Origin of the sequence: Mycolicibacterium stellerae, assembly GCF_003719305.1 — a bacterium.
Classification (GTDB): domain Bacteria; phylum Actinomycetota; class Actinomycetes; order Mycobacteriales; family Mycobacteriaceae; genus Mycobacterium; species Mycobacterium stellerae.
In genome coordinates this window covers 1-23,236 of sequence record NZ_RARC01000051.1, presented here as the reverse complement: position 1 = coordinate 23,236, position 23,236 = coordinate 1, and the positions used below count along the sequence as shown (strand labels likewise).

General features: G+C 66.4%; 21 protein-coding genes and 3 pseudogenes. 17 read left to right on the top strand and 7 right to left on the bottom strand.

The features are described 5' to 3' along the window. Positions 1-144: 144 nt before the first annotated feature. From D6M19_RS33035 to D6M19_RS33025, 3 genes and pseudogenes are all read right to left on the bottom strand, one after another. On the bottom strand, positions 145-1,539 hold the full coding sequence (locus D6M19_RS33035; RefSeq protein WP_123029513.1) for a neutral zinc metallopeptidase: 1,395 nt from the start codon (positions 1,537-1,539) through the stop codon (positions 145-147). 158 nt (positions 1,540-1,697) lie between these two features. Further along, a pseudogene (locus D6M19_RS33030) lies at positions 1,698-2,555 on the bottom strand (serine/threonine-protein kinase); the annotation flags it as partial. Between the two features lie 204 nt (positions 2,556-2,759). Continuing rightward, positions 2,760-4,202 carry an aldehyde dehydrogenase gene (locus tag D6M19_RS33025; protein ID WP_123029509.1) on the bottom strand — a complete coding sequence of 481 codons (1,443 nt, stop codon included), beginning with the start codon at positions 4,200-4,202 and terminating at the stop codon, positions 2,760-2,762. Between the two features lie 267 nt (positions 4,203-4,469). Here D6M19_RS33025 and D6M19_RS33020 point away from each other — a divergent pair, with 267 nt between their 5' ends. The 3 genes from D6M19_RS33020 (at position 4,470) to D6M19_RS33010 (ending at position 8,182) form a co-directional block, all read left to right on the top strand. Then, on the top strand, positions 4,470-6,176 hold the full coding sequence (locus D6M19_RS33020) for a hypothetical protein (RefSeq protein WP_123029508.1): 1,707 nt from the start codon (positions 4,470-4,472) through the stop codon (positions 6,174-6,176). A gap of 160 nt (positions 6,177-6,336) precedes the next feature. Beyond that, positions 6,337-7,413, top strand: a complete 1,077-nt coding sequence (locus D6M19_RS33015; RefSeq protein WP_123029507.1) for an NAD(P)H-dependent amine dehydrogenase family protein — start codon at positions 6,337-6,339, stop codon at positions 7,411-7,413. 31 nt (positions 7,414-7,444) lie between these two features. Further along, a complete protein-coding gene (locus D6M19_RS33010; protein WP_123029506.1) occupies positions 7,445-8,182 on the top strand; it encodes a glucose 1-dehydrogenase in 738 nt (245 codons plus the stop codon). A 9-nt stretch (positions 8,183-8,191) separates the two neighbouring features. Here the strand turns inward: D6M19_RS33010 and D6M19_RS33005 are convergent, their stop codons facing one another. The 3 genes from D6M19_RS33005 to D6M19_RS32995 are packed head-to-tail and all read right to left on the bottom strand — an operon-like array spanning position 8,192 to position 9,669. Further along, positions 8,192-8,497, bottom strand: a complete 306-nt coding sequence (locus tag D6M19_RS33005; RefSeq protein ID WP_123029505.1) for a DUF3618 domain-containing protein — start codon at positions 8,495-8,497, stop codon at positions 8,192-8,194. Beyond that, positions 8,494-8,895 carry a phage holin family protein gene (locus D6M19_RS33000; protein WP_123029504.1) on the bottom strand — a complete coding sequence of 134 codons (402 nt, stop codon included), beginning with the start codon at positions 8,893-8,895 and terminating at the stop codon, positions 8,494-8,496. Before D6M19_RS33000 ends, D6M19_RS33005 begins: the two co-directional genes overlap by 4 nt. A gap of 39 nt (positions 8,896-8,934) precedes the next feature. After that, on the bottom strand, positions 8,935-9,669 hold the full coding sequence (locus D6M19_RS32995; protein WP_123029503.1) for a GAF and ANTAR domain-containing protein: 735 nt from the start codon (positions 9,667-9,669) through the stop codon (positions 8,935-8,937). A 38-nt stretch (positions 9,670-9,707) separates the two neighbouring features. Between D6M19_RS32995 and D6M19_RS32990 the strand changes: the two genes are divergently transcribed. Then, a complete protein-coding gene (locus tag D6M19_RS32990) occupies positions 9,708-10,802 on the top strand; it encodes a hypothetical protein (RefSeq protein ID WP_164478812.1) in 1,095 nt (364 codons plus the stop codon). Here the strand turns inward: D6M19_RS32990 and D6M19_RS32985 are convergent. Next, positions 10,774-11,271: a DUF1990 domain-containing protein gene (locus D6M19_RS32985; protein ID WP_123029511.1), complete on the bottom strand. Its 498-nt coding sequence runs from the start codon at positions 11,269-11,271 to the stop codon at positions 10,774-10,776. The genes D6M19_RS32990 and D6M19_RS32985 overlap by 29 nt on opposite strands. A 37-nt stretch (positions 11,272-11,308) precedes the next feature. Here D6M19_RS32985 and D6M19_RS32980 point away from each other — a divergent pair, with 37 nt between their 5' ends. The 13 genes and pseudogenes from D6M19_RS32980 to D6M19_RS32920 form a co-directional block, all read left to right on the top strand. Beyond that, positions 11,309-12,184, top strand: coding sequence for an aldo/keto reductase (locus tag D6M19_RS32980; RefSeq protein WP_123029502.1), 876 nt, complete (start codon positions 11,309-11,311; stop codon positions 12,182-12,184). Between the two features lie 112 nt (positions 12,185-12,296). Continuing rightward, on the top strand, positions 12,297-12,803 hold the full coding sequence (locus D6M19_RS32975) for a hypothetical protein (protein ID WP_234835161.1): 507 nt from the start codon (positions 12,297-12,299) through the stop codon (positions 12,801-12,803). A gap of 47 nt (positions 12,804-12,850) precedes the next feature. Next, on the top strand, positions 12,851-13,585 hold the full coding sequence (locus D6M19_RS32970) for a hypothetical protein (protein WP_164478811.1): 735 nt from the start codon (positions 12,851-12,853) through the stop codon (positions 13,583-13,585). Beyond that, the gene (locus D6M19_RS32965) at positions 13,582-15,093 is read left to right on the top strand and encodes a CATRA conflict system CASPASE/TPR repeat-associated protein (RefSeq protein WP_123029499.1); all 1,512 of its coding nucleotides are present in this window, start codon (positions 13,582-13,584) and stop codon (positions 15,091-15,093) included. The genes D6M19_RS32970 and D6M19_RS32965 overlap by 4 nt, the downstream gene beginning before the upstream one ends. A 15-nt stretch (positions 15,094-15,108) precedes the next feature. Next, positions 15,109-15,731, top strand: a pseudogene (locus tag D6M19_RS32960) (PaaI family thioesterase). Next, entirely contained in the window at positions 15,728-16,198 is a 471-nt protein-coding gene (locus D6M19_RS32955) for a TIGR02611 family protein (RefSeq protein WP_123029498.1), read from the top strand. The pseudogene D6M19_RS32960 and the gene D6M19_RS32955 overlap by 4 nt, the downstream one beginning before the upstream one ends. A 61-nt stretch (positions 16,199-16,259) precedes the next feature. After that, positions 16,260-18,314 (top strand): threonine--tRNA ligase, encoded by a 2,055-nt coding sequence (gene thrS / locus D6M19_RS32950; protein ID WP_123029497.1) that lies wholly within the window; start codon positions 16,260-16,262, stop codon positions 18,312-18,314. Beyond that, positions 18,311-18,868, top strand: a complete 558-nt coding sequence (locus D6M19_RS32945) for an ATP adenylyltransferase (RefSeq protein WP_123029496.1) — start codon at positions 18,311-18,313, stop codon at positions 18,866-18,868. The genes thrS and D6M19_RS32945 overlap by 4 nt, the downstream gene beginning before the upstream one ends. After that, positions 18,865-19,548, top strand: a complete 684-nt coding sequence (gene pgsA / locus D6M19_RS32940; protein WP_123029510.1) for a phosphatidylinositol phosphate synthase — start codon at positions 18,865-18,867, stop codon at positions 19,546-19,548. Before D6M19_RS32945 ends, pgsA begins: the two co-directional genes overlap by 4 nt. After that, entirely contained in the window at positions 19,545-20,498 is a 954-nt protein-coding gene (locus tag D6M19_RS32935; protein ID WP_123029495.1) for a phosphatidylinositol mannoside acyltransferase, read from the top strand. The genes pgsA and D6M19_RS32935 overlap by 4 nt, the downstream gene beginning before the upstream one ends. Next, positions 20,498-21,622 carry a glycosyltransferase family 4 protein gene (locus D6M19_RS32930; RefSeq protein WP_123029494.1) on the top strand — a complete coding sequence of 375 codons (1,125 nt, stop codon included), beginning with the start codon at positions 20,498-20,500 and terminating at the stop codon, positions 21,620-21,622. Before D6M19_RS32935 ends, D6M19_RS32930 begins: the two co-directional genes overlap by 1 nt. After that, on the top strand, positions 21,622-22,644 hold the full coding sequence (locus D6M19_RS32925; RefSeq protein ID WP_123029493.1) for an NUDIX hydrolase: 1,023 nt from the start codon (positions 21,622-21,624) through the stop codon (positions 22,642-22,644). Before D6M19_RS32930 ends, D6M19_RS32925 begins: the two co-directional genes overlap by 1 nt. A 195-nt stretch (positions 22,645-22,839) precedes the next feature. Further along, positions 22,840-23,236, top strand: a pseudogene (locus D6M19_RS32920) (pyridoxal 5'-phosphate synthase lyase subunit PdxS); the annotation flags it as partial.

Below are 23,236 nucleotides of genomic sequence, written 5' to 3'. Positions count from 1 at the left end.
GGTATTGGCGGTCTTCCACCACGGCTCCTCGGCCGATGGTGGTTCTGCGCCCCTGGCCGACCGCAGCGGTACCTCGACGGTTTTGTCGTCGGAGCCGGAGCGGTCCGGTCTGTGCTCCCGCGGTCGGCTCACGTGCCGATTCTCTCAGGAGAACCGTTGATAGCAGTCGTCGGCATTGCCCGAGAGCCCAGTCCGAAAGGCGAGGATCCGGGTGAACCCGGACGGCACGGGTGTCCCGCTGACATCGGTCGCCACGATGCCGTTGGTCAGCAGGCCCGACACCGCTTCGTCGAGATCACCGGCACCGAGCACCAGCTGGTTGCCCGACGGCCCGCGGATCGGGTCGGCCATCTTCCGCTGCGCGACCCCGGTCAGGCAGGCGGTGCGCATGGCGGCCACCGGTGTGTTCAGCGCCTCGCCTTTTTCCTGCTGCAGGGCAAGGACGTAGCGTGACGTGACCATGGACAGCGCGGTGTTGTCACCCTGCAGCAGCACGAAATCGCTCTCGTCGGCGGGCGTGCCGATTTGGCGCAGCGTCGGCAGGTCGACACCGATCGTATTGCTGTCGGGGCAGTAGGCGACCGGCTGCTGTTGGGTCGCCGAGCAACCTTCGCCAGTGGTGGAAAGTGTCGGCGGGCTCGCCGGGCTGAAGGTCTGGTCCAACAGCTCCATCAGCGTTGACAGTGTCTTTTCGTCGATCGTGATATCGCTTTGCGGGCTGGCCGGATCGAACAGCGACGGCGGAAGGTTGCCGCGGCGCTGCTCGATCTCAGCGGAATCGATTGCGGCGCAACCATCGGCGCCGACGTCGAAGCCGGTCTGGAATGCGCTCACCCGGTCAAGGGCGGTGCCGTGCGACGGCGGGTCAAGCGACAGGGTGTCAAGCGTCGAGATCGGATCCCGCCCGGCGATCGCTCCGGCCATCACCTGATCCAGGGCCCGACTGGTGTTGATGCTGAACCGCGGCGAGTGGCCTTCGGCCACCCAGCGCATGTAGACGCCCGCCATGCAGTCGGCCTGCTGTTCGCGAACCAGAATCGAGGACCTCTGCTCGCCAACGAGTCCTGCGCGCGTCTGCAGGGCGTGGCCGTACTCGTGCGCCAGCAGCCCGTTGATCGTCATGTCGCCGAAGAACTCCTTGGCGACGGGCATCAGATCGATCCGGTCCCAGGCGATCAGGTCATCGGGTGCGCAATACAACGCGTTGAAGTCGAACGCGCTGGCGTCCTCGTCGCAGATGGTCATCGAGCTGTTCGGATCCACCGAAACCAGTCGCGACACCGGAGTGAACGTGCCGGCGAAAGCGTCCGAGTAATGCTGGGACCAGAAATCCTCGATGTCCTCGACCGCCAACAACGCCTCGCGGTCGATCTCCCCGTCGTCGGTGTTCTGCACCCGGTTGGCGGCCGACGGTGGTGTGGTGCGGGGTCCGCTTGGGCCGTCAGAGGTCGGCAGGCCCGCGACCCGGTACGGGTTGTAGCGCATCGACACGGCACGTCCATCGAGAACGGTGGCCTGACTGCAGCCGGCCACTGCCATCACCACACACGCAGCGGCGATCCCAACCCGGATGAATGCAGTCACATCGCGACGGTACCGGTCGGCGGGTGACTCGACGATCGCGGTCGGCTCTGTTTGTGTCAGGTAACCGCCGTTCGCCGCTGTCAACGTTCGCGGTAGCGGTGAAATCCGCGGTGCGCCTTAAGTATTCGCATCCCCGCGGCGACGTCGGCACTCGCCCGGAGCGTCCGCTGCGCGGCGCAGCCCAGCGCTGCCGCGCTGCCGTAGCGATCGTCAGGATCTTTCGCCATTCCGCGTGCGATGACGTTGTCCAGAGATCCCGAGACCCGTTTGTTGACTTCGCTGGGCTTTGGCGGAGGAGTGCAGACATGCGCACCGATCAGGTGTTCGTAGCTATCGGTCCGGAACGGAAGATTCCCTGTCAGCGCCTCGTACAGCACGCAGGCTAAGGAATAGATGTCGGAGGAAAACGACGTTCCCGTGTCGTTGAACCGCTCGGGCGCCGTATATGCGAACGAGCCGATCTGCGTGCCCGCCATGGCCAGTCTGGCGTCGCCCTGCATCTCGGCGATGCCGAAATCGACCAGGTAGGCGAAGTCCGCTGGTGTGACAATGATGTTCTGCGGCTTGATATCCCGGTGGATCAAGCCCTCGTCATGGGCAGCGTCGAGGGCCGCGGCGATCTGCTCAATGATCGAAACCGCACGCTCAGGATCCAACGGGCGTTTCTTGATGAGGTCGTGCAGCGTCTGCCCTCGAACCAGTCGCATGTCGATGTAAAGGTTGCCGTTGATCTCGCCCCACTCGTGGATCGGCACGACGTGCGGTTCTTGCAGAATCGCCGCGGCATGCGACTCGCGTAGGAAGCGGGCACGATACCGATCGTCCTGCGCGTATTGGTCCGGCAGGATCTTGAGGGCGACGTTTCTGCCCTTGTCAGTGTCGTAGGCCTCGTACACCTCGCCCATTCCGCCCTTACCGAGCAGGGCGTTCAACTGGTATTTGCCGAAGCTCTCGCCTACGCGCGTATCGATTGCAGTCACTTTGCGAATCCTCGTTTGATCGAACCCGAACACTGATGGGTCCGCGCAATTGCTGGCTACAGAACAACGCAGTAAAACATCCCCCTACAGGTTTGCCAGCTTACACTAGTAAAGCAGCAGCTCAAAGGGAATCAGACAGCAAAGTGTGTTTGCTGGGTGGTCGAATTCACGGGCTCGAACAGCGCGAATCGCAACTCAGCTCGGGTAGATGATCGACTGGTACTCGATGTAGGGGTCGACGCCCTCTGGGCCGCATTCCCGCCCGATGCCCGACTTCTTGAACCCGCCGAACGGTGACTTGAAGTCAAGCAGCAGACCCGAGTTCACCGGGACCGTGCCCGTGCGCAGCCGCGCCGCGACCTGAGCGCCGTGGTCGACATCGGCGGTCCACACCGAACCGGACAGGCCGTAGTCGGAGTCGTTGGCGATGCGGACGGCATCGTCTTCGGTCTCGTACGGAATGACCGACAGCACCGGGCCGAAAATCTCCTCGCGCGCGATCCGCATCGAATTGTCGACGTTGTAGAAGAGCGTCGGTTCGATGAACCAGCCCTTGTCCAGATGTGCCGGCCTACCGCCGCCGATCGCCACCTTGGCGCCCTGCTCCTTACCCGACTCCAGCATTCCGACGATCTTGTCCCGTTGCCGTTGTGCCACAACAGGACCGACGGCCGTTTCGGGATCGTTGGGGTCGCCCACCTTCATGGCGCCTACGCCCGCTGCGAGCGCGTCGACCGTCTCCTGGTAGCGCGATTGCGGTGCGAGGATCCTGGTCTGCGCGGCGCAGGCCTGCCCGTTGTTCATCATTCCCGACATGATGATGTTCTGGACGTGCGCGTCGAGGTCGACGTCGTCGAGGAGGATCGCCGCCGACTTGCCGCCCAGCTCGAGCGTCACGCGTTTGATCTGCGCGCCGCACAGCTCGCCGATGCGTGCGCCGGTCGCCGTCGAGCCGGTGAAGCTGACCTTGTCGACGCCGGGGTGGGTGACGATGTGCTCGCTGGCTTCGCGCGACGCGGTGACGATGTTGATCACGCCGGGCGGAAGCCCCGCCTCGAGCACCGCCTCGGCGAGCAGGTACGGGTCGAGCGCCGTTTCGGGCGCCGGCTTGAGCACCATCGTCGACCCCGACGCGAGGCACGGCCCGAGTTTCATCGCCATGATGTACAGCGGCACGTTCCACGGAATGATCCCCGCCGCGACGCCGACAGGCGCCCGGCGCACCACGACCTTCTGGCCCATGGCGCCGACACGCTCGTCACTCCACGGATAGCTGCGCGCGATGTCGGCGTAGATGTCGAGAACCATCGTGGCCGCGAACACCTGCATACCCAACGACTGCGACGCGGGGGACCCGTTCTCGTTGGTGACGACGTCGGCGATTTCCGTCCCGCGTTTCTGCAGCGCCTGCGACAGCGCGGCGATCGCGTCGGCCCGCTCCTCTGGCGTCCAGTTGGGCCATGGACCGTTGTCGAACGCCTCCCTGGCCGAGGCGACCGCGCTGTCGATGTCGGCCGGCGATCCGTCTGGCGTGCGCGCGTACACCTCCTCGGTGATCGGAGAGATGACATCGATGGTGCGGTCGGTGGCGGGCGCCACCCATTCATTTCCGATGAACAGCCGGTCCCGCGTTTCCATGGCAGCGCTCCGATCGCGTTTAGGTGTGAGCCGAATCCTACGGCTGTAACGCATCCGGATTCACAGCGATTGAACTGTTGGAACCGATCGTCGCTCCGCCACAAGCGGCGCTTCGGCCACAAGAGCACCGCGTCGCCTGCTGGGCCACGTCCAGTGTCGGGGGAGATGGCATAGCAGCGGTGGGGCGACCCGCCACCGCTAACCAGAGGAGTCGATACCCACATGCGTGCCCCTATTAGAAAATGCTTCCGTCGTAGCACCGTCGCTGTGCTGGCGTCGGGCGTCGTCATCTCCATGAGTGCGCTCACCGGAGGAGTCGCGCCTGCCTTCGCCAAACCGGGCGACCACAGTGATCCGGGTATCCCGATCATCCCGACACCCGAGATCGTCGTTCCAGAGGCACCGCAGGTTGTCCCCGAGCAGGAGGCGCCCCGTGCGCCCAAAGAACAGCAGGCCCCGCCGAAGATCGAGGCACCGCCCCAGCAGCTAGCGCCCGCTCCCGAGATCCAAGCGCCCGCGCCGCAGCCCCAAGCGCCCGCCCCGCAGGTGCAGGCACCGCCGCCGGCGGTCCAGGCTCCGCCCGAACCCGAAGCGCCGGCACCGCAGATTCAGGCACCCGCGCCCAAGAAGGAAACACCCAAGGTCGACGAGGCGCCCAAGGTCGACGAGGCGCCCAAGGTGGTTGAGGCGCCCAAGGTTGTTGAGGCGCCCAAGGTTGTTGAGGCACCCAAGGTTGTTGAGGCGCCCAAGGTGGTTGAAGCGCCAAAGGCGGACGTGCCGAACGTCGACGTGCCGCCGGTCGATGCGCCAAAAGTCAACGCGCCCAAGGTGGATACTCCGAAGATCGAGGCACCCGTTGATGCGCCGAAGGCCGACGCACCCACAATCAATGCGCCGGAGGTCGACGTACCTGCTCCGCTGCCCGCGGTGGATCCGCCTGTCAAGCCGGGCGCACCGGGACCGGATGAGGCCCAGGGCAACGACTCGTCGACGGTTTCGAAGGCCGCGCAACGCATCCCAACCGCCCAGCCCGACCAGATGCAGGCTCCAGAGCAGGACGTTCAGTTGGCCAAGCAGTCCAAGCCGGTCGAGCTGAAGCCAGAGCCTGCGAAAAGGGACGACGTCGACTTCCTGGCCAGCGCGATCGACCTGGAAAGCAAGACCAAGCTGGGCCCGTTCGAGTCCGAGTTCAAGGTCGGCTCCGAATTCTCCGTAGGCGACCGTGACCGCGACCGCGACCGCGACTGGGACTGGGACTGGGAAAACAAGCACTGGGACAAGAAGGTCCGGCAGTGGGACAAGCGGTGGATCGAGTACGACGACTGGTATCGACCGGTCTTCTGCAATCCCTACCGTGCACCCGTGCGCATCGTCTACATATACGAGCGCGCGCCTCGGATCCTGATCGTGCCCGCGCTGGGCCGGGCCGTCGTGGACGCCGCCGCGCTGGCCGCCTACAGCTTCACGGCGGTGGTGCTCAATTCCGCGAACCTCGCCGCGGACGTCGCCGTAGGCACGTTCTTCGGTGGCGGCTACATCCCGCCAATCGGCGCGCCGTTCGTGCCGCCGCCGCCGCTGGCGCGCTACGACAACGTGCCGGTTCAGGTGCGCTACTCGAACTCGACATACCAGCCGTTCCGGGTCAACCAGATCGTCGACGTCGGCGACGACGTCCAGTACGGCGGGCGGAAGGTGTTGCTCGACGGGGCGACCCCTGCGTGGGGGCAGTGGACCACGTCGCCGACCGGCGAGCGGCAGTTCGAGGTCCATCGCACGCAGCAGTACCCCGGATTGGGCGAACCGCAGGAAGCACCGCTGCCCGGCGACTATCGGATGCAGTTGGCGTCTGGCGAGTCCGCCGACATCGACCGCTCGCAGATGTACCTGATGGCGGCGGCCGGCGTCGTCGCCGGGCTGGGTTTGGGTGCCCTCGGTCTTGCGGTCTTCCTCGGACGCAGGCGGCGGGTCGTGTAACGGCGCCGGTCGGGGTGCTGGACAACTGTCCGGCACCCCGACCGATCCCGCGGGCCGAACGCCAGCGGAAAACCGTGCACCGCCATGACCTGCCTTGTTTCCCGCGGGCCGCATCCGATAAGTTGGACAGCTGTCCAGCCGCGGCCTTGAGGAGACAGCAATGGCGATCCGCGTCGCACACATCGGCACCGGCAACGCAGGACGTATCGCGCTCAACCATCTGATCAGCGATCCCCGCTTCGAACTGACCGGTGTCTGGGTGTCGTCGGACGCCAAGGTCGGCAAGGATGCGGGCGAACTCGCCGGACTCGATACGTCGACGGGTATCGCCGCGACCAACGACCTTGACGCACTGCTGGCCGCCGAACCCGACTGCGCCGTCTATTGCGCGATGGGCGACAACCGGATTCCCGAGGCGGTGACCGACGTCATGCGCATCCTCGCAGCGGGAGTCAATGTCGTTGGAACGTCTCCCGGGGTTTTCCAGTACCCGTGGGGTGTGATGCCCGACAAGTACATCGCTCCCATCGAAGAGGCTGCGCAACAAGGTAATTCAAGCCTCTTCATTTCCGGGGTCGACCCCGGCTTCGCCAACGACCTCATCCCGTTCGCGATCGCGAGCACCTGTCAGCGCCTCGAGCAGGTCCGCTGCATGGAGATCGCCGACTATGCCACGTATGACGGCTCCACCGTGATGTTCGACGTCATGGGTTTCGGGTGGACACTCGATGAGACGCCGATGCTGTTGCAGCCCGGCGTGCTCGGGATGGCGTGGGGGACGACGATCCGCCAACTGTCGGCCGGCTTCGGCATCGAGGTCGACGAAATCAAGGACTCGTGCACGCGAATCCCGGCGCCGGAGGCTTTCGACATCGCGGCGGGACACATCCCCGAAGGCGGCCAGGCCGCGTTGCGGTTCGAGATCGTCGGGCTGGTCAAGGGCAAGCCCGTGATCGTCATCGACCACGTCACGCGGCTCCGCGAAGATCTCGCCCCAGAATGGCCCCAGCCAGCGCAGCCGGGCGGTTCCTACCGGGTGGAGATCGTCGGCGAGCCGTCGTACACCGTCGACATCTGTCCGACCAGCCGAAGGGGCGACCACAACTACGCCGCCATCGCGGCGGGCGCAGGCAGGGTGGTCAACGCGATTCCCGCGGTGGTAGCCGCGCCGGCGGGAATCCGGACGACACTGGACCTGCCGCTGATCACCGGCAAGGGACTCTTCGACGCCAATTAGGGCGAACGACAACGACAAAGGAGAACACCGCATGGGACGCGTCGACGGCAAGGTTGCGCTCATCAGTGGCGGCGCCAGGGGAATGGGCGCCGCACATGCGCGCATGCTGGTCGAGGAGGGTGGCAAGGTTGTCATCGGCGACATCCTCGACGCCGAGGGCCAGGCGGTGGCCGACGAGATCGGCGACAGCGTGCGCTACGTCCACCTCGACGTCACCCAGCCCGACCAGTGGCAGGCCGCGGTCGACACGGCCGTCAGCGAATTCGGAAAGCTCAACGTGCTGGTGAACAACGCGGCCATCGTCGCGCTCGGCCCGCTGAAGAAGTTCGATCTGGACGAATGGCAGAAGGTCATCGACGTGAACCTGACGGGCACGTTCCTCGGCATGCGTGCAGCGGTCCAACCCATGATCGACGCGGGCGGCGGATCGATCATCAACGTGTCATCGATCGAGGGCCTGCGCGGCGCACCGTTCGTGCATCCCTACGTAGCGTCCAAATGGGCGGTGCGAGGACTGGCCAAATCCGCGGCACTCGAGTTGGCGCCCAAGAACATTCGGGTCAACTCGGTGCACCCCGGCTTCATCCGCACGCCGATGACCGCGCACCTGCCCGAGGACATGGTCACCATTCCGCTCGGCCGTCCCGCCGAACCGGAGGAGGTGTCGACCTTCATCGTCTTCTTGGCCAGCGACGAGTCGTCGTACTCCACCGGCAGCGAGTTCATCATGGACGGCGGTCTGGTCACCGCCGTGCCGAACAAGGCCTAGCGGCGACCGTCAGCGGCGTCGCCGCCACAGGAACCACACCAGCACGGCCGTACCAGCGACAACCAATGTGGCAGCCGGAACGGTGACCTTCGCCCGACCGTCATCGAGCGTCGCATGCTGCACCGCGTGCGCCTTGTCCACGACGGCGTCCTTGGTCTCGGCGGCTTTGTCCTTGGTTCGTTGTTTGACGTCCATCTTGGCGCTCAAGGCCTCGACGGTCTCGCCGAGCTCCTTGCGCGTCTCCGCGATGTCTGACTGGATATCGTCGATTCCCGCATCGGGGCCTGGTTCCGGACGGGGGTCGGGCTGGCTCATCGGCGTGCTTCCTTGACTTCCTGAATGTCGGCCTTAACGCTGTCGGCGCTCTCGGTCACCGGAGGGGTGATTTCCTCGGCTTGCTTGCGGCTGAGCAGCGCCGCTATTCCGGCCGCGATGAACAGCACGACAGCCACGATCACCGCCGCGGCCCACACGGGCAGGACCAGCGCCAACGCGGCGACAGCGGCGGCGATAAGGGTTGCCACACCGAGCACGGCCAGCAGCCCTGCGACGCTCAGCAGGCCGGCGCCGATGCCGGCGTGCTTCACCGACTGCTGAAGCTCTTTCTGCGCCAACCGCATCTCATCCCGGACAAGCCGCGACGTTTGCGCCGACAATTGGCTGATCAACTCGCCGATCGACGCGTCGGCGGCAGATTTGGATTCCACACTCATGCGCTGTTGGGTTGCCCCGCATGAAAGAGGCGAAACCCGCTATTCGATCGAGGATTGCTGCTTTTCGATCAGGTCGGCGGCGATCTGGATCAAGGGCGTATTGGAATCCTGCGAAAGCTTGCGCAAGAGGTCGAAGGCTTGAATTGCATTGACGCCGTAGCGTTCCATCAGCATGCCCTTGGCCTGCCCGATGACATCGCGGCTCGATAGTGCCCGCTTGAACTGCTCGTCGCGGCGGGCCGCATTCCATGCGACCGACGAGTGCGTCGCGAAGACCAGTCCAATCTCACGCGTCTCCGGGCGGAAGGCGTGAGCCGTCTCGGCATAGACGTTCAGCGCGCCCATCCGTTCACCCGCGATCCACATCTGGAAAGCCATCACGGAGCGAATCGGGGTCTCCGCCAACGCGTCCCGTGCATACCGCGGGAACCGTTCGTCGGTGGTCAGGTCGGCGACGTGGATGATCTTCTCCTTCCACGCCGCGGTCAGGCACGGACCCTCGCCGTGGCGCTGCTGGATCTCGTCGAGCAGCAGCGGCCACTTGTGCGTTGTCGCCGGGGTATCGATGTGTTTGGCGTTGCGGGTGACGGTGACCCCGGCGTATTGCGCGCCGGGAATCTCGATGGCGGCGTGCTCGGCCAGCTCGGCGATCACGGTGTCAGAGTCCGCGTCGGGCCTGCCGTACAGGTCCTGCACGATCTGCGCGATTCGAAGGTGGGTGGCCTCCACCTCAACGGGATCATTCACCGCGATTTTCCGATCTTCGAGCTCCATTAGGTTAAAGGCTAACCCCGAGGTGAACCGGAGGCGGCATGGATACCGAACGGCGTCACAAACGGGGTGCGATCACCCGCAGTTCGGTGGGGCCCAGCGCGGCCGAGGCGTTCACCATCATCGCCATCGCGACCATCCTGATCACCCGGTTGTATCTGCGCTTGACCGGCTATCCGCAGATCGGCGGCGGCGACCTGCACATCGCGCACGCGCTATACGGCGGCGCGCTGATGATGTTCGCGCTACTGATCGGCTGGCTGGTACTCGGATTCGGCGCCAGGACGGTATGCGTCGTCCTCGGCGGAATCGGGTTCGGGTTGTTCCTCGACGAGGTGGGCAAATTCGTCACCAAGGACAACGACTACTTCTACGGCCCCGCCGCGGAGATCATGTACATCCTGGTGGTGGTGATCCTGGTCGGAGTGCGCGTCGTCCGTGACTTCCGGCCGCTCAATGCGCGGGAACGTCTGGCGTCGGCGGCATCGATCGCAGCCGACGGAGTGGCGCGCGGCCTGGCGCTGCGCCGCCGCGAAATCGGACTGCGCCTCGTCGACCAGGCGAGTGCAGAGGGGGCCGATGCCGATGACGTCGCAAGTGTGCGGGCGCTTCTGGTGTCCGCGGATCATGCCTCTGATCGGCTACATGCGTTGCAGCAGCACGTGATCCGGTTGATCCCGAACTTCCTGCGCAGCCCGCGGTTGGTAACGGTGGTGGGCTGGTTGATGGTGGTTGGCGCGTTGGTCAGCGTGGCGTTCGGTCTTCTCGGCGTCGCTCTCGGCGGATACCTCTACGAAGACGAGAAGATCACCCTGAAGCTGGACCCGTTGAGTATCGCGACGGTCATCCTGCTGGTGAGCGCGGGCCTCACGCTCGCCATGGCGCTGCCTGCGATGATCGCCCGGCGCCGCACCGACAGCGTCTGGCCGCTGGTTTGGCTACGCAACGGCGCTCTGGTGTTCACGCTGCTCAACGCGCTGGTCGACTTCGCCACCGAGGGCTTCGGCGCCGTGATGAACATGTCGATCGGTCTATGCATGCTAGCGATCCTGTCGTACCACCTCGATCTCGCCGCCAGGTCCGGGGCGCCTGTGCCATCGCCATCCGTCACAGCGCCGTCAGGTACCGCGTCGTGATGACGCGCTGCGCCAACGATGTCGCCGGCGCGCCCAGTTTGCTCCACCACGTCGCATGCCGGGAGAACGCGACAACCTCGGCGTGCACCTCCTCGGTCGAGGGGTCGTAGCGAACGGCGAACAACTCCTCACCGGATTCGGGGTGGCCAGGCAGCGTGCCATAGGCGAACCCGCGGCGGGAGGCCTCGTCGATCACGTAGACCACCCGGCACGGCGCGCGCAGCGGGCCGAAGCCCACCAGCACCTCCGAACCGACGGCCGCCACCTCGCTGCTCGCGTCGACCCGCACGCCCGCCCCGCGCAGCATTCCCCACCGCATGACCCTGGCCGCCGCCTCGTCGAATCGCGGTCGCCCGCGACCGATGACCGCCGACTTGCGCACGTGGTGATACCCGTCGGGCAGCGGGCCGGCCGTCGCGCCCACATCGCCATATGTCAGCCGCAGCGTCGCCAGCTCACTCAATTTCACCCATTCACCATGCCATCGCTGGGCGTACGGTTTTGTCATGACCACCTCGACCGTCGCATCAGCATCGGGAACGTTCACCCTTGGCGGCGACCTGACCGTCAACAGGCTCGGATTCGGCGCCATGCGCATCACCGGCAAGGGTGTGTGGGGGCCGCCGGACGACCACGACGAGACCATCCGCGTGTTGCGCCGCGCGGTGGACCTCGGCGTCAACTTCATCGACACCGCCAACTCCTACGGCCCCTACGTATCCGAGGAACTGATCCACGAAGCGCTCGCGCCCTACCCCGACGATCTCGTCATCGCCACCAAGGCAGGCCTGCTGCGGACCGGCCCGGATGTCTGGATACCGCTGGGGTTTCCCGGCTACCTTCGCCAGGAGCTCGAACTGAGCCTGCGGCGCCTCGGCGTCGAACGCGTCGACCTGTTCCAGCTGCACCGCATCGACGACAAGTTTCCGCTCGAGGATCAGGTGGGTGAGCTCGCCGCACTTCAGCAGGAGGGCAAGATCCGCCACATCGGCCTTTCGGAGGTCGGCGTCGAGCAACTGGAAGCCGCGCAGAAGGTTGCGCCGATCGTGTCGGTGCAGAACATGTACAACCTCACCGCCCGCACCGCCGAACCTGTGCTGGAGGCGTGCGAAGCCCAAGGCCTTGGCTTCATCCCGTGGTTTCCGCTGGCCGCAGGCCCGTTGGCGGCCGCAGACGGTCCACTGCAGCGGATCGCCGCCAACCACCACGCGACCGCATCGCAGCTCGCCCTGGCATGGCTGCTCAAGCGTTCGCCGGTGATGCTGCCGATCCCCGGCACGTCGAAGGTGAGCCATCTCGAGCAGAACGTCGCCGCCGCCGAGATCAAGCTGTCCGACGAGGAGTTCGAGATGTTGAGCAAGGCCGGCGCTGAGTCCGGCTAACGCGGCGCGTCTCGTCTTCACCGGACACATCGCGGGGGTAGGTAGTGGATCCGGGCTGCGGATCGTCGTCGGTGCATGGGACCAATCCCCGTTCGGGGCGTTCACCGACGTGATGCTGCAGACCGCGGACGACGAACGAGTCCTGCTGGCGCCCGATGACGCGATCGCCTGCTTCGTGTCGTCGACCTACCGCTTCGACCGGGTGGACGTGGGCGAGGTGCGCGCGGCCCTGGGCGAAGAGCGGCTCACCGTCACGACTGACGGCTTCGACGCCCGGATCCGTATCGGCGGGGCAGCGCCGATCGACCGGCTGCTTCGGCTGGTTCCGCGGCGGCTTGCGACCTCGCCGCGCTGGCTGCGGGCCATCGACCCGGTCGCGGCGCGCGTCGTGCCCGGTGTGCGCACGTATGGGACCGCGGGCAACGCCCGGGTCGAGTACTACGGCGTGCGACGGTCACGGCGCGTCACCGCGATCGACGGCCACTACCGTGGTGTGCCGTTCGGCGGGCTGGCCCCGCTGGCGCCGCCGGTGAGTTTCGGCTTCTCCTCGGCACCGCCCTCGCCGCAGATCGTCTCGGTGACCACGACGATCGACGAATCAAGCCGAGGCGTTAACTAGCAGGTGAACGGGTGTGCCGGCGGGTAAAGTGCGCGATTGTGGCGGGCGTGCTTCCAGCCGATCTGGTCGACGAAACTCGGCGAACCCTCGACCAAGTCGAGCGACTCAACCTGCCCGCACCGGTATGGCCAAGGATCAACGAGTCGCTGCGCCGGATCGACGTCGCAGCTGGATCTGGCGATGTGCCAAGGCTTGGCGCGGAGCTGGTGGCGCTGCGGATCGTGGCGGGTGTCGGTCCGCCTGCCCGGCCGGACTGGGCCACGGGCCCAGCGCCACTCGGCCCACCGCAACCCGATGCGATCGGAGGTTACGGATACGGCCGTCCAGTTGTGACGGGCAGGTCCGGATCGCGTCGGCGACCATGGATTTGGGTGACAGTGGCGATAGCGGGTGCGATTGCGGTGTTCTTGCTGGCCCTCGTCGTCAGCATGTCTGACTCCAACGTGTCGGGGCCCGGTTCCTCCACCAGCCGGACCGCATCGCAGTCGCCGATCGGACCGACCACGAGCCCGCACACCACCCCCGCCTACCCGAGCGAATCAAGTAAGGCGGGGGTCGTCGTCGCCATCATCATCGCCGCCGTTCTGGTGGTCGTCGGCGTGGCGGTGCTGCTGATCATCGGGCAGAACCGATCAGCGCGACACAGATCCACGGGGGTGGCGCAGCCGCCTTCGCCACCGCCCCAGGCCCCCGTGCTGTCAACGCTGCCCATGCCGGCTGAGATGCGCGAGCAGTTGAACCGAACGGTCCACACCGTCCTGAGTCACGGCGGGCGCGGGTGACCATCGAGGTCCGCGAACCCGCGCTGCAGATCATGGTTTTCGTGCCACTCGATTCGAACACCGCGAAGAAAGGTCGTGGCATCCCACAAGCTTGGGACGCTGCATCGAAACTCGGAATCACCGAACCTGCAACGGAGTTCGATCAGCCAGCTGACCTGCCCGACACGTTTCCCGAAGACGATGTGTGGTTTCGAGTGGTTGCGGCAAAGGCAGGCGCCGACGGCCGCGACTCCGCTGTCGCGTTCATCGCCCATGATGTCGCCGCAGTCATGATCCGTCTGCGTTGGCGGAAAGACACGGACGGCGCAGACGCCTGGCCCGAGCTGTCGAGCGCGTGGCGGGAAGCTGCTCCACATGCTGACCTCACCGGTATCCTCGGCGCCGCTTACGTATTCACCGGCTCAGCCAACGAACCGTCACTGAGCCTTGCGACCGGGGCCGAGGATATGGCGCGAAAGGTGTCGGCCGGGCATGCCGGCTCGGGACTCGAGGCATCCGACGTCGTCGAGCCCGGAATCGCGTTGTGGGACATGGAGATGCCAGCCGGCCGAACCATTGTCGCGCTAGCCGGAGAAGAGACGCCGTCTTGTTTGGCGGAGTGGTGCTGGCTTTCGAGCAACAGCGATGACGTCGGAAAGCTGGTTCGCTATTTCATGCACGCCAGCAAGATTCGCTACGAGATCGGGATGTTCCGAAGTGAGATTGGTGACCTGCGGTCTCGGGAGCGGGAGCTCGACGAAGGACTCGCCGAACTCTTCGCGCTGCACGAGCGCTTCGAAGAGTCGTCAACCGGTGCTGGTGAACTGATCGACGCGCAGAGCCGACTCAGCCGTGCGCAGGGCGACGCAGCCGGCCTGCTCATCTCGATCACGCGCTTGCGAGACCTACGCCAGACAGTCCAAATCGGGATACACAACCTGCGCGCCCACGAACCCACGCGGATGGCGGGCGCGCCCCCGACGATGTCGCCCTTCGCCCGCGATCTCGAGCTCGCCGAGTGGCTCGACGGGCGGGTCAGCACCGAAATCACCTACCTCCAAAGCTCGCGGGAGCGGATCGCAGAAGCCCAAGCGCTGACCGATTTGCGAATGAAGCAACTTCAGGCATCGCACGCGCAGAGGGCGAACTGGCTCAGCGTCTTGCAGACCAGCCTGGTGGCGTCACTGCTCGGCGTGTTCACCGTGTCGTCCGCGCTCGGGGCTCCCGTCGCTGTGCCGTGGGAGCTCAGGGTCTCGCTCACGGTGTTCATCGTCGGTCTCGCGATGGTGTTGCCTCCTCTCGCGGCCCGGTGGAACCACGGCTACAGATGGCCGGAATTGGCCGCCGCGGCCCTCGTCGGCACTGCGGCGGGTTGTGCCGCGGTTGCGGCGATGGCCTCGATTGGCAAACCGCCGATGCCCTCGCCGCCCGATATCACGCTCACCTGGTCGTCGATGCTCGTGGCGGCCGGGGTCGGTGCAGCGTTGTTCGGGGGTGGGGCTTACCTCGCAAACCGTCGAAAGCCGTGACGATACGGTGAGCGGGTGGCCACCGACCCGGACGACGCGCATGCCGGTGGCGGGTTCAACCCGCCAGAGCCGACGACCCGCGGCGGAGCCGACTATGGCCGGTTCGTGGACGCCGTCCGCACGCTGCAGGACCACACGCGTGCCGCCGATGCGCCCGACGACGTGATCACCAAGGCCGCCGACATGGTCGAAGCGGTGAACGAGCTACTGGCGCCACACGAAGCCGACGAGTGGACGACGCCGTCGGGCAGGCGGATGGACCTGCCCAACCGCGGCAACCTGCTGCAGGTGCCGTCGGAGCTGACGACGGTGGGCGACGAGGTCGACGGCGTGGTGCGGTTCCGCCGCTACCACCTCGGCCGCAACGGCGCGGTCCATGGCGGCGCCGTGGCCCAGATGTGGGATTCGGTGCTCGGGTTCGCGGCGTTCCGGCTCACCCGCAGCGTCAAACAGCGCACCGCCTACCTGCACGTGAACTACCGCCAAATCGTGCCGATCGACAAGGAATTGCAGGTCGATGCGAGGTCGACCGTGCCGAGGGCCGCAAGATCTTCGTTGCAGGCCGACTGTTCGACGGTGACACGCTGCTCTGCGACGCAGAGGCGCTGTTCGTGAAGCTCAATCCGGGGCAGCCATGACCGACGAGGAGACTGTGACGGGATCCGGGCGCGGCGGCGGCATCGGATCCGGGTGGTCGGCGACCAAACGTCGGTGGGCACGCTGGCGAGATCGGCTGCGCGACCGGCCAAGGGCAGAGTTCGGCTACCGCATCGTGGTCGCGGTCGTCGGGCTGGCGGTCCTCGGCCTCGGCATCGTCGCGATCCCGTATCCCGGACCGGGGTGGGCCATCGTGTTCATCGGGCTGGGCATTCTGGCCACCGAGTTCGAGTGGGCCCGGCGGTGGCTGGCCTACGCAAGGGAGCGCTACGACACGTTCATGGACTGGTTTGGACGCCAGGCAAAGTTCGTGCAGATCCTCGGCGGCCTGTTAACCGCGCTGATCGTCGCCGTGACGCTGTGGCTGCTCGGTGCGCTGGACTGGTCGGGTGAGCTCGTCGGGATCGAGCATCCGTGGCTGAACAGCCCGATCGGGGTCGGGGACTGACCGGCCGCACCGATAGCATGGTCGCGTTCGTAAACACCCACGACACTGAAGCGAGTGACCGATGAGCGCCGCCCCCAGCCCCGCCCCAGCAGCCCCGATCCGGGTCGCTGCGGGGACGACCGCTGCGGCGGCGGTCCGCGAGGCGGGCCTACCCAGTCGGGGCGCCCCCGACGCGGTAGTCGTCGTCCGTGACGCCGACGGCCGGCTTCACGACCTGAGCTGGGCGCCGGAAACCGACGTCGAGGTGACGCCGGTCGCCGCCGACACCGAGGACGGGCGCAGCGTCATCAGGCACTCGGCGGCCCACGTGCTGGCCCAGGCCGTCCAGCAGATGTTCCCCGAGGCCAAGCTCGGCATCGGCCCGCCGATCACCGACGGCTTCTACTACGACTTCGATGTGGCAGAGGCGTTTACGCCCGAGGACCTGGAGGCGCTGGAAAAGCGCATGCGTCAGATCGTCAAGGACGGTCAGGTGTTCTCCCGGCGGGTCTACGAGTCGAAAGACCAAGCGCGCGAAGAGCTTGCCGGCGAGCCGTACAAGCTCGAGCTCGTGGACGACAAGTCCGGCGACCCCGAGGTGATGGAGGTCGGCGGTGACGAGCTGACCGCTTACGACAACCTCAATCCCCGTACCCGCGAACGGGTCTGGGGCGACCTGTGCCGCGGCCCGCACATTCCGACGACCAAGTTCATCCCCGCGTTCAAGCTGACGCGTAGTTCGGCCGCATACTGGCGCGGCGACCAGAGCAACGCCAGCCTGCAGCGGATCTACGGCACGGCGTGGGAGTCCCAGGAGGCGCTCGACCGCCATCTCGAGCTGATCGAGGAAGCCCAGCGGCGCGACCACCGCAGGCTCGGCGCCGAGCTGGACCTGTTCAGCTTCCCGGACGAAATCGGTTCCGGCTTGGCGGTATTCCACCCCAAGGGTGGGATCATCAGGCGCGAGCTGGAGGACTACTCGCGCCGCAAACACAGTGAGGCCGGCTACCAGTTCGTCAACAGCCCGCACATCACCAAGGCGGAGCTGTTCAAGGTCTCCGGCCATCTGGACTGGTACTCCGACGGCATGTTCCCGCCGATGCACCTTGACGCCGAATTCAACTCCGACGGCACGGTACGCAAGCCCGGCCAGGACTACTACCTCAAGCCGATGAACTGCCCGATGCACTGTCTGATCTACCGGTCCCGTGGGCGCTCGTATCGCGAACTGCCGTTGCGGCTCTTCGAGTTCGGCACCGTCTACCGCTACGAGCTCTCCGGCGTCGTGCACGGGCTGACCAGGGTGCGCGGGCTGACGATGGACGACTCGCACATCTACTGCACCCGCGACCAGATGCGTGACGAGTTGACGTCGTTGCTGCAGTTCGTGCTCGCTCTACTCGGCGACTACGGCTTGACCGACTTCTATCTGGAGCTGTCCACCAAGGACCCCGACAAGTTCGTCGGCTCAGACGACATGTGGGAGGAAGCCACCAGCGTGCTGGCCGAGGTCGGCGCGGCATCGGGCTTGGACCTGGTGCCCGATCCAGGTGGTGCGGCGTTCTACGGTCCGAAGATCTCCGTTCAGGTCAAGGATGCGCTTGGCCGCAGCTGGCAGATGTCGACGATCCAGCTCGATTTCAACTTCCCCGAGCGCTTCGATCTCGAATACACCGCCGCCGACGGCAGCAGGCAGCGGCCGGTGATGATCCACCGCGCTCTTTTCGGGTCGATCGAGCGGTTCTTCGGCATTCTCACCGAGCATTACGCCGGCGCGTTCCCGGCATGGCTGGCTCCGATTCAGGTGGTCGGGATACCGGTCGCCGACGGACACGTCGAGTATCTGGAAAGCGTTGCCGAGGAACTGAAGTCACACGGGATCCGGGTCGAGGTCGACAGCAGCGACGACCGGATGGCCAAGAAGATCGTGAACCACACAAACCAAAAGGTGCCGTTCATGCTGCTGGCAGGCGACCGCGACGTCGAGGCCGGCGCCGTGAGCTTCCGCTTCGGCGACCGCAGCCAGGTCAACGGAGTGCCGCGCAGCGAAGCGGTCGAGGCGATCGCGAAATGGATCCGCGACCGCGAAAATGCCGCACCCACAGCGGAATTGATCAAGACGGGTACGCCGACATGACCGGCGGCGAGGAACGCGAGGTCGTCGACCACGGGGTGGGCGAGCCCGATCATCTGCAACGCCTGTGGACGCCGTACCGGATGAACTATCTGGCCGAGGCGCCGATGAAGGGTGGGTCGGCGGCATCGACGCAGCCCTTCACCGACATCCCGACGCTGAACGACGAGGACGGTCTGGTCGTCGCCCGCGGCGAGCTCGTCTACGTCGTGCTGAACCTCTACCCGTACAACCCGGGCCACTCGATGGTGGTGCCGTACCGGCGGGTGTCCGAACTCGAAGATCTCACCAACGAGGAGAGCGTCGAGCTGATGGCGTTCACCCAGAAGGTGATCCGCGTGATGAAGGCCGTCTCGAACCCGCACGGTTTCAACGTCGGCCTCAACCTCGGTAAGTCCGCGGGCGGCTCGCTGGCCGAGCATCTGCACATGCACGTGGTACCGCGGTGGAGCGGCGACGCGAATTTCATCACGATCATCGGCGGCTCGAAGGTCGTCCCGCAGTTGCTGCGCGAGACCCGTGAGTTGCTTGCCGCGGAATGGGCGAAACAGTCGTGAGCGATTTCTACCTGATGACAAGGGCGGCGTACGCGAAGCTGTCGACGCCGGTCGCCAAGGGCGCACTGCGGGCAGGTTTCACGCCTGACAGCATCACGATCATCGGCACCGCGGGCGCGGTGGTTGCCGCCCTGACCCTGTACCCGATCGGGCAGCTGTGGTGGGGCTCGTTCGCGGTCTTCGTCTTCGTGCTCGCCGACATGCTCGACGGCGCGATGGCCCGGCAGAGTGGCGGCGGCAGCCGGTTCGGCGCGGTGCTCGACGCCACCTGCGACCGCATCAGCGACGGCGCGGTGTTCTGCGGCCTGCTCTGGTGGGCGGTGTTCGGGATGCGCAGTACCTCGCTTGCGGTTGCCCTGATGATCTGCCTGGTCACCTCGCAGGTGATCTCCTACGTCAAGGCCCGCGCCGAGGCGAGTGGCCTAAGCGGTGGCGGCGGGCTCATCGAGCGGCCGGAGCGGCTGGTCATCGTGCTCACCGGCGCCGGTCTTTCTGGCGTGTCTTTCCTGCACATACCGTGGCTGCTGCATGTCGCCGCATGGCTGCTCGCGGTGGCCAGCCTGATCACCCTGGGTCAGCGCATCCACACCGTGCGCACCTCGCCCGGTGCGATGGAGCCGCTGCAGAAGACCGAACCGGATGTGGTGAGCAACTCCGGTGACACGGAGGTGGGTGAGTGACCACCACCCCGACGGGACCGCAGGCGACTGGCGGCAGCCGCTTCTCGCTCGGGGGCCAGGTCTCTGATCTGGGTTACGCCGCGGGCTGGCGCGTGGTGCGGGCGATGCCGGAGCTGGTGGCGCGCAACGCATTCGATGCCGGGGCGATCTTCGCGTCTCGCAACGGCGGTCCCGCGCAGCTGCGAAAGAACCTCGCGCGTGTTCTCGGTGTGCCGCCCGCCAGGGTGCCGGGCGGGCTGATCCGTGCTTCGCTGGCCTCCTACGCCCGATACTGGCGGGAGGCATTCCGGTTGCCGTCGATGGACAAAGAGAAGCTGCGGGAGCGCATCGAACCCTGCCTGCTCGGCCGTGAACACATCCATGCCGCCCTCGATGCGGGTCGCGGGGTGATCATGCCGCTGCCGCACAGCGGGAACTGGGACATGGCCGGTGTGTGGATGGTCGCGCACTTCGGCACGTTCACCACCGTCGCCGAGCGGCTCAAGCCGGAGTCCCTGTATCAGCGGTTCATCGACTACCGGGAGAGCCTGGGCTTCGAGATGCTGCCGCTCACCGGCGGTGATCGTCCGCCGTTCGAGGTGCTCGCCGAGCGGCTGCGCGACAACGGGATCGTCTGCCTGATGGCCGATCGCGATCTCACGCGGTCGGGTGTGGAGGTCGACTTCTTCGGGGAGCCGACCCGGATGCCCGCGGGGTCGGCGAAACTGGCGATCGAGACGGGCGCGGTCGTGCTGGCGACCCACTGCTACAACACGCGTGACAGCTGGGTTTTCGATGTGGCACCGCCGCTCGACACGTCCTCGGGTGACGTCACCGCGATCACGCAGGCGATGGCCGACAGGTTCGCCGAGGGTATCGCCGCCCATCCCGAGGACTGGCACATGCTGCAGCCGCAGTGGCTGGCCGATCTGTCGGAGGAGCGACAGGCAAAGCTGAGGGGCGAGGCCTGATGCGGATCGGCATGGTGTGCCCGTATTCGTTCGACGTGCACGGCGGCGTGCAATCCCATGTGCTGCAGCTCGCGGAGATCATGCGGGAACGCGGTCACGAGGTCAGCGTGCTGGCACCGTCGTCGCCGCACGTCGAGCTGCCCGACTATGTGGTGTCCGGCGGCAAAGCGGTTCCGATCCCGTACAACGGCTCGGTCGCGCGGCTGCGCTTCGGCCCCGCCACGCACAGGAAGGTCAAGCGCTGGCTGGCCGACGGCGACTTCGACGTGCTGCACTTGCACGAGCCCAATGCGCCGAGCCTGTCGATGCTCGCGTTGCAGGCCGCCGAAGGGCCGATCGTCGCGACATTTCACACCTCGACCACGAAATCGTTGACGCTCAGCGTCTTTCAGGGTCTTCTCCGGCCTTACCACGAGAAGATCGTCGGTCGCATCGCGGTGTCCGATCTGGCCCGGCGCTGGCAGATGGAGGCGCTCGGCTCGGATGCCGTGCAGATTCCCAACGGTGTCGACGTCGAGTCGTTCGCGTCAGCGCCGCGCCTTGACGGATACCCGCGCCAGGGCAAGTCCGTACTGTTCCTCGGCCGGTTCGACGAGCCGCGCAAGGGCATGGCCGCGCTGATCGGGGCGCTTCCGGCGTTGGTCGAGCGATTTCCCGACATCGAGATAATGATCGTCGGCCGCGGCGACGAGGAAGAACTGCGCGACGAAGCCGGTCAACTGGCCGGGCACCTGCGTTTCCTGGGCCAGGTCGGTGACGCGGAAAAGGCGTCCGTGATGAGAAGCGCCGACGTCTACTGCGCGCCGAACACCGGCGGCGAAAGCTTCGGCATCGTGTTGGTCGAAGCGATGGCCGCAGGCACCGCGGTGGTGGCCAGTGACCTCGATGCGTTTCGCCGGGTGCTGGAGGACGGGAAGGCCGGGCGGTTGGTCCCGGTGGACGACGCCGATGCACTGGCCGCCGGCCTGATCGAGGTGCTGGAAAACGACGTGGCGCGCGGCCGCTACATCGAAGCCGCAAGCAAGGCGGTCCGCCAGTACGACTGGTCGGTGGTGGCGGGCCAGATCATGCGGGTGTACGAAACCGTCGCCGGGGCAGGGGCCAAGGTGCAGGTGGCGAGCTAATGGTCTGGCTTGTGGTCGCGGCTGTCCTCGTGCTGCTGGCGGCGCTGCTGGTCGGCGTGTGGGCCTATCAGACAGCGCACCGGCTGGACCGGCTGCACGTCCGCTACGACCTCTCGTGGCAGGCACTCGACAGCGCGCTGGCCCGACGCGCCGTTGTCGCGCGTGCCGTCGCCGTCGACGCCTATGGGGCAGGTCCGGAGGGAAAACGTCTCGCCGCGCTGGCCGGCACCGCCGAGCAGACGCCAAGAGAAGGCAGGGAAGCAGCCGAGAACGAACTGTCGGCAGCGCTCGCGCTCGTCGACCCGGTGTCCCTGCCGGTGGCGCTCGTCGCCGAACAGGCTGACGCGGAGGCGCGCGTGACACTGGCCCGCCGGTTTCACAACGACGCGGTGCGCGACACACTCGCGTTGCGGGAGCGACCTGCGGTGCGCCTGCTCCGGCTTGGCGGAACGGCCGCGCTGCCCAGCTATTTCGAGATAGCAGAACAAGCCGACCGTGACGTCGGCATGGTCAGCCGTCGCACGTCGGCCCGGGTGGTGCTGCTGGACGAGGGTGGGGCGGTTCTGCTGTTCTGCGGGTCGGACCCCGCCAACGAGGCGGGCGAGGCGCCGCGCTGGTGGTTCACCGTTGGAGGTGCGGCCCAGCCGGGTGAGACGCTGGCCGAGGCCGCGACGCGCGAGCTGGCCGAAGAGACCGGCCTTCATGTGCAGCCCGCCGACATGGTCGGGCCCGTGTGGCGGCGGGATGCGGTGATCGACTTCAACGGATCGGTCATCCGCAGCGAGGAGATGTTCTTCGTGCACCGCACCGGCCGGTTCGAGCCGTCCGCATCGGGCCGCACGGCGCTGGAACGGCGCTACATCCATGGCCACCGCTGGTGCGATGCGACAATGATCGACGAACTGGTCGCCAAGGGGGAGACCGTCTACCCGCTGCAGCTCGCCGAGTTGCTTTCCGACGCGAACTCCCTGGCCGACGGCCAGAGCGCGGGGCCGCACCGGCAGTTGCAGTCGATCCGGTGACTGCAATCGTCTCTGCTGTCCGCGTGCGCACCGGATTCAACGGATTTGCCGCCCCCCTTAGACTGGATCAGTAGCCATTTGGAGGAGATAGCAGTGGATATCGGCGGGCAGGAGCGAAGCGACCGGGGAATCGGTGGCGCAGCCGGACCGAACGGGGCACGCGGCCAGACGGGCACCGCGCGCGTCAAGCGCGGGATGGCCGAGATGCTCAAGGGTGGGGTGATCATGGACGTGGTCACCCCGGAGCAGGCCCGTATCGCCGAGGGCGCGGGTGCGGTGGCGGTGATGGCGCTGGAACGCGTTCCCGCCGACATCCGTGCCCAGGGTGGGGTGTCGCGGATGAGCGACCCCGACATGATCGAGGGCATCATCGCCGCGGTCACCATCCCGGTGATGGCCAAGGCGCGTATCGGCCACTTCGTGGAGGCGCAGATTCTGCAGAGCCTCGGGGTGGATTATGTGGACGAATCCGAGGTGTTGACCCCGGCCGATTACAGCCATCACATCGACAAGTGGAAGTTCACGGTGCCGTTTGTGTGTGGTGCGACGAATCTGGGTGAGGCGTTGCGTCGGATCACTGAGGGTGCGGCGA

Coding starts and splice junctions, on each gene's coding strand:
- D6M19_RS33035 (WP_123029513.1), bottom strand. CDS start 1,539: ATGGCAGTGGCCGGCTGCAGTCAGGCCACCGTTCTCGATGGACGTGCC.
- D6M19_RS33025 (WP_123029509.1), bottom strand. CDS start 4,202: ATGGAAACGCGGGACCGGCTGTTCATCGGAAATGAATGGGTGGCGCCC.
- D6M19_RS33015 (WP_123029507.1), top strand. CDS start 6,337: ATGGCGATCCGCGTCGCACACATCGGCACCGGCAACGCAGGACGTATC.
- D6M19_RS33010 (WP_123029506.1), top strand. CDS start 7,445: ATGGGACGCGTCGACGGCAAGGTTGCGCTCATCAGTGGCGGCGCCAGG.
- D6M19_RS33005 (WP_123029505.1), bottom strand. CDS start 8,497: ATGAGCCAGCCCGACCCCCGTCCGGAACCAGGCCCCGATGCGGGAATC.
- D6M19_RS33000 (WP_123029504.1), bottom strand. CDS start 8,895: ATGAGTGTGGAATCCAAATCTGCCGCCGACGCGTCGATCGGCGAGTTG.
- D6M19_RS32995 (WP_123029503.1), bottom strand. CDS start 9,669: ATGGAGCTCGAAGATCGGAAAATCGCGGTGAATGATCCCGTTGAGGTG.
- D6M19_RS32990 (WP_164478812.1), top strand. CDS start 9,708: ATGGATACCGAACGGCGTCACAAACGGGGTGCGATCACCCGCAGTTCG.
- D6M19_RS32980 (WP_123029502.1), top strand. CDS start 11,309: ATGACCACCTCGACCGTCGCATCAGCATCGGGAACGTTCACCCTTGGC.
- D6M19_RS32975 (WP_234835161.1), top strand. CDS start 12,297: ATGCTGCAGACCGCGGACGACGAACGAGTCCTGCTGGCGCCCGATGAC.
- D6M19_RS32955 (WP_123029498.1), top strand. CDS start 15,728: ATGACCGACGAGGAGACTGTGACGGGATCCGGGCGCGGCGGCGGCATC.
- thrS (WP_123029497.1), top strand. CDS start 16,260: ATGAGCGCCGCCCCCAGCCCCGCCCCAGCAGCCCCGATCCGGGTCGCT.
- D6M19_RS32945 (WP_123029496.1), top strand. CDS start 18,311: ATGACCGGCGGCGAGGAACGCGAGGTCGTCGACCACGGGGTGGGCGAG.
- D6M19_RS32930 (WP_123029494.1), top strand. CDS start 20,498: ATGCGGATCGGCATGGTGTGCCCGTATTCGTTCGACGTGCACGGCGGC.
- D6M19_RS32925 (WP_123029493.1), top strand. CDS start 21,622: ATGGTCTGGCTTGTGGTCGCGGCTGTCCTCGTGCTGCTGGCGGCGCTG.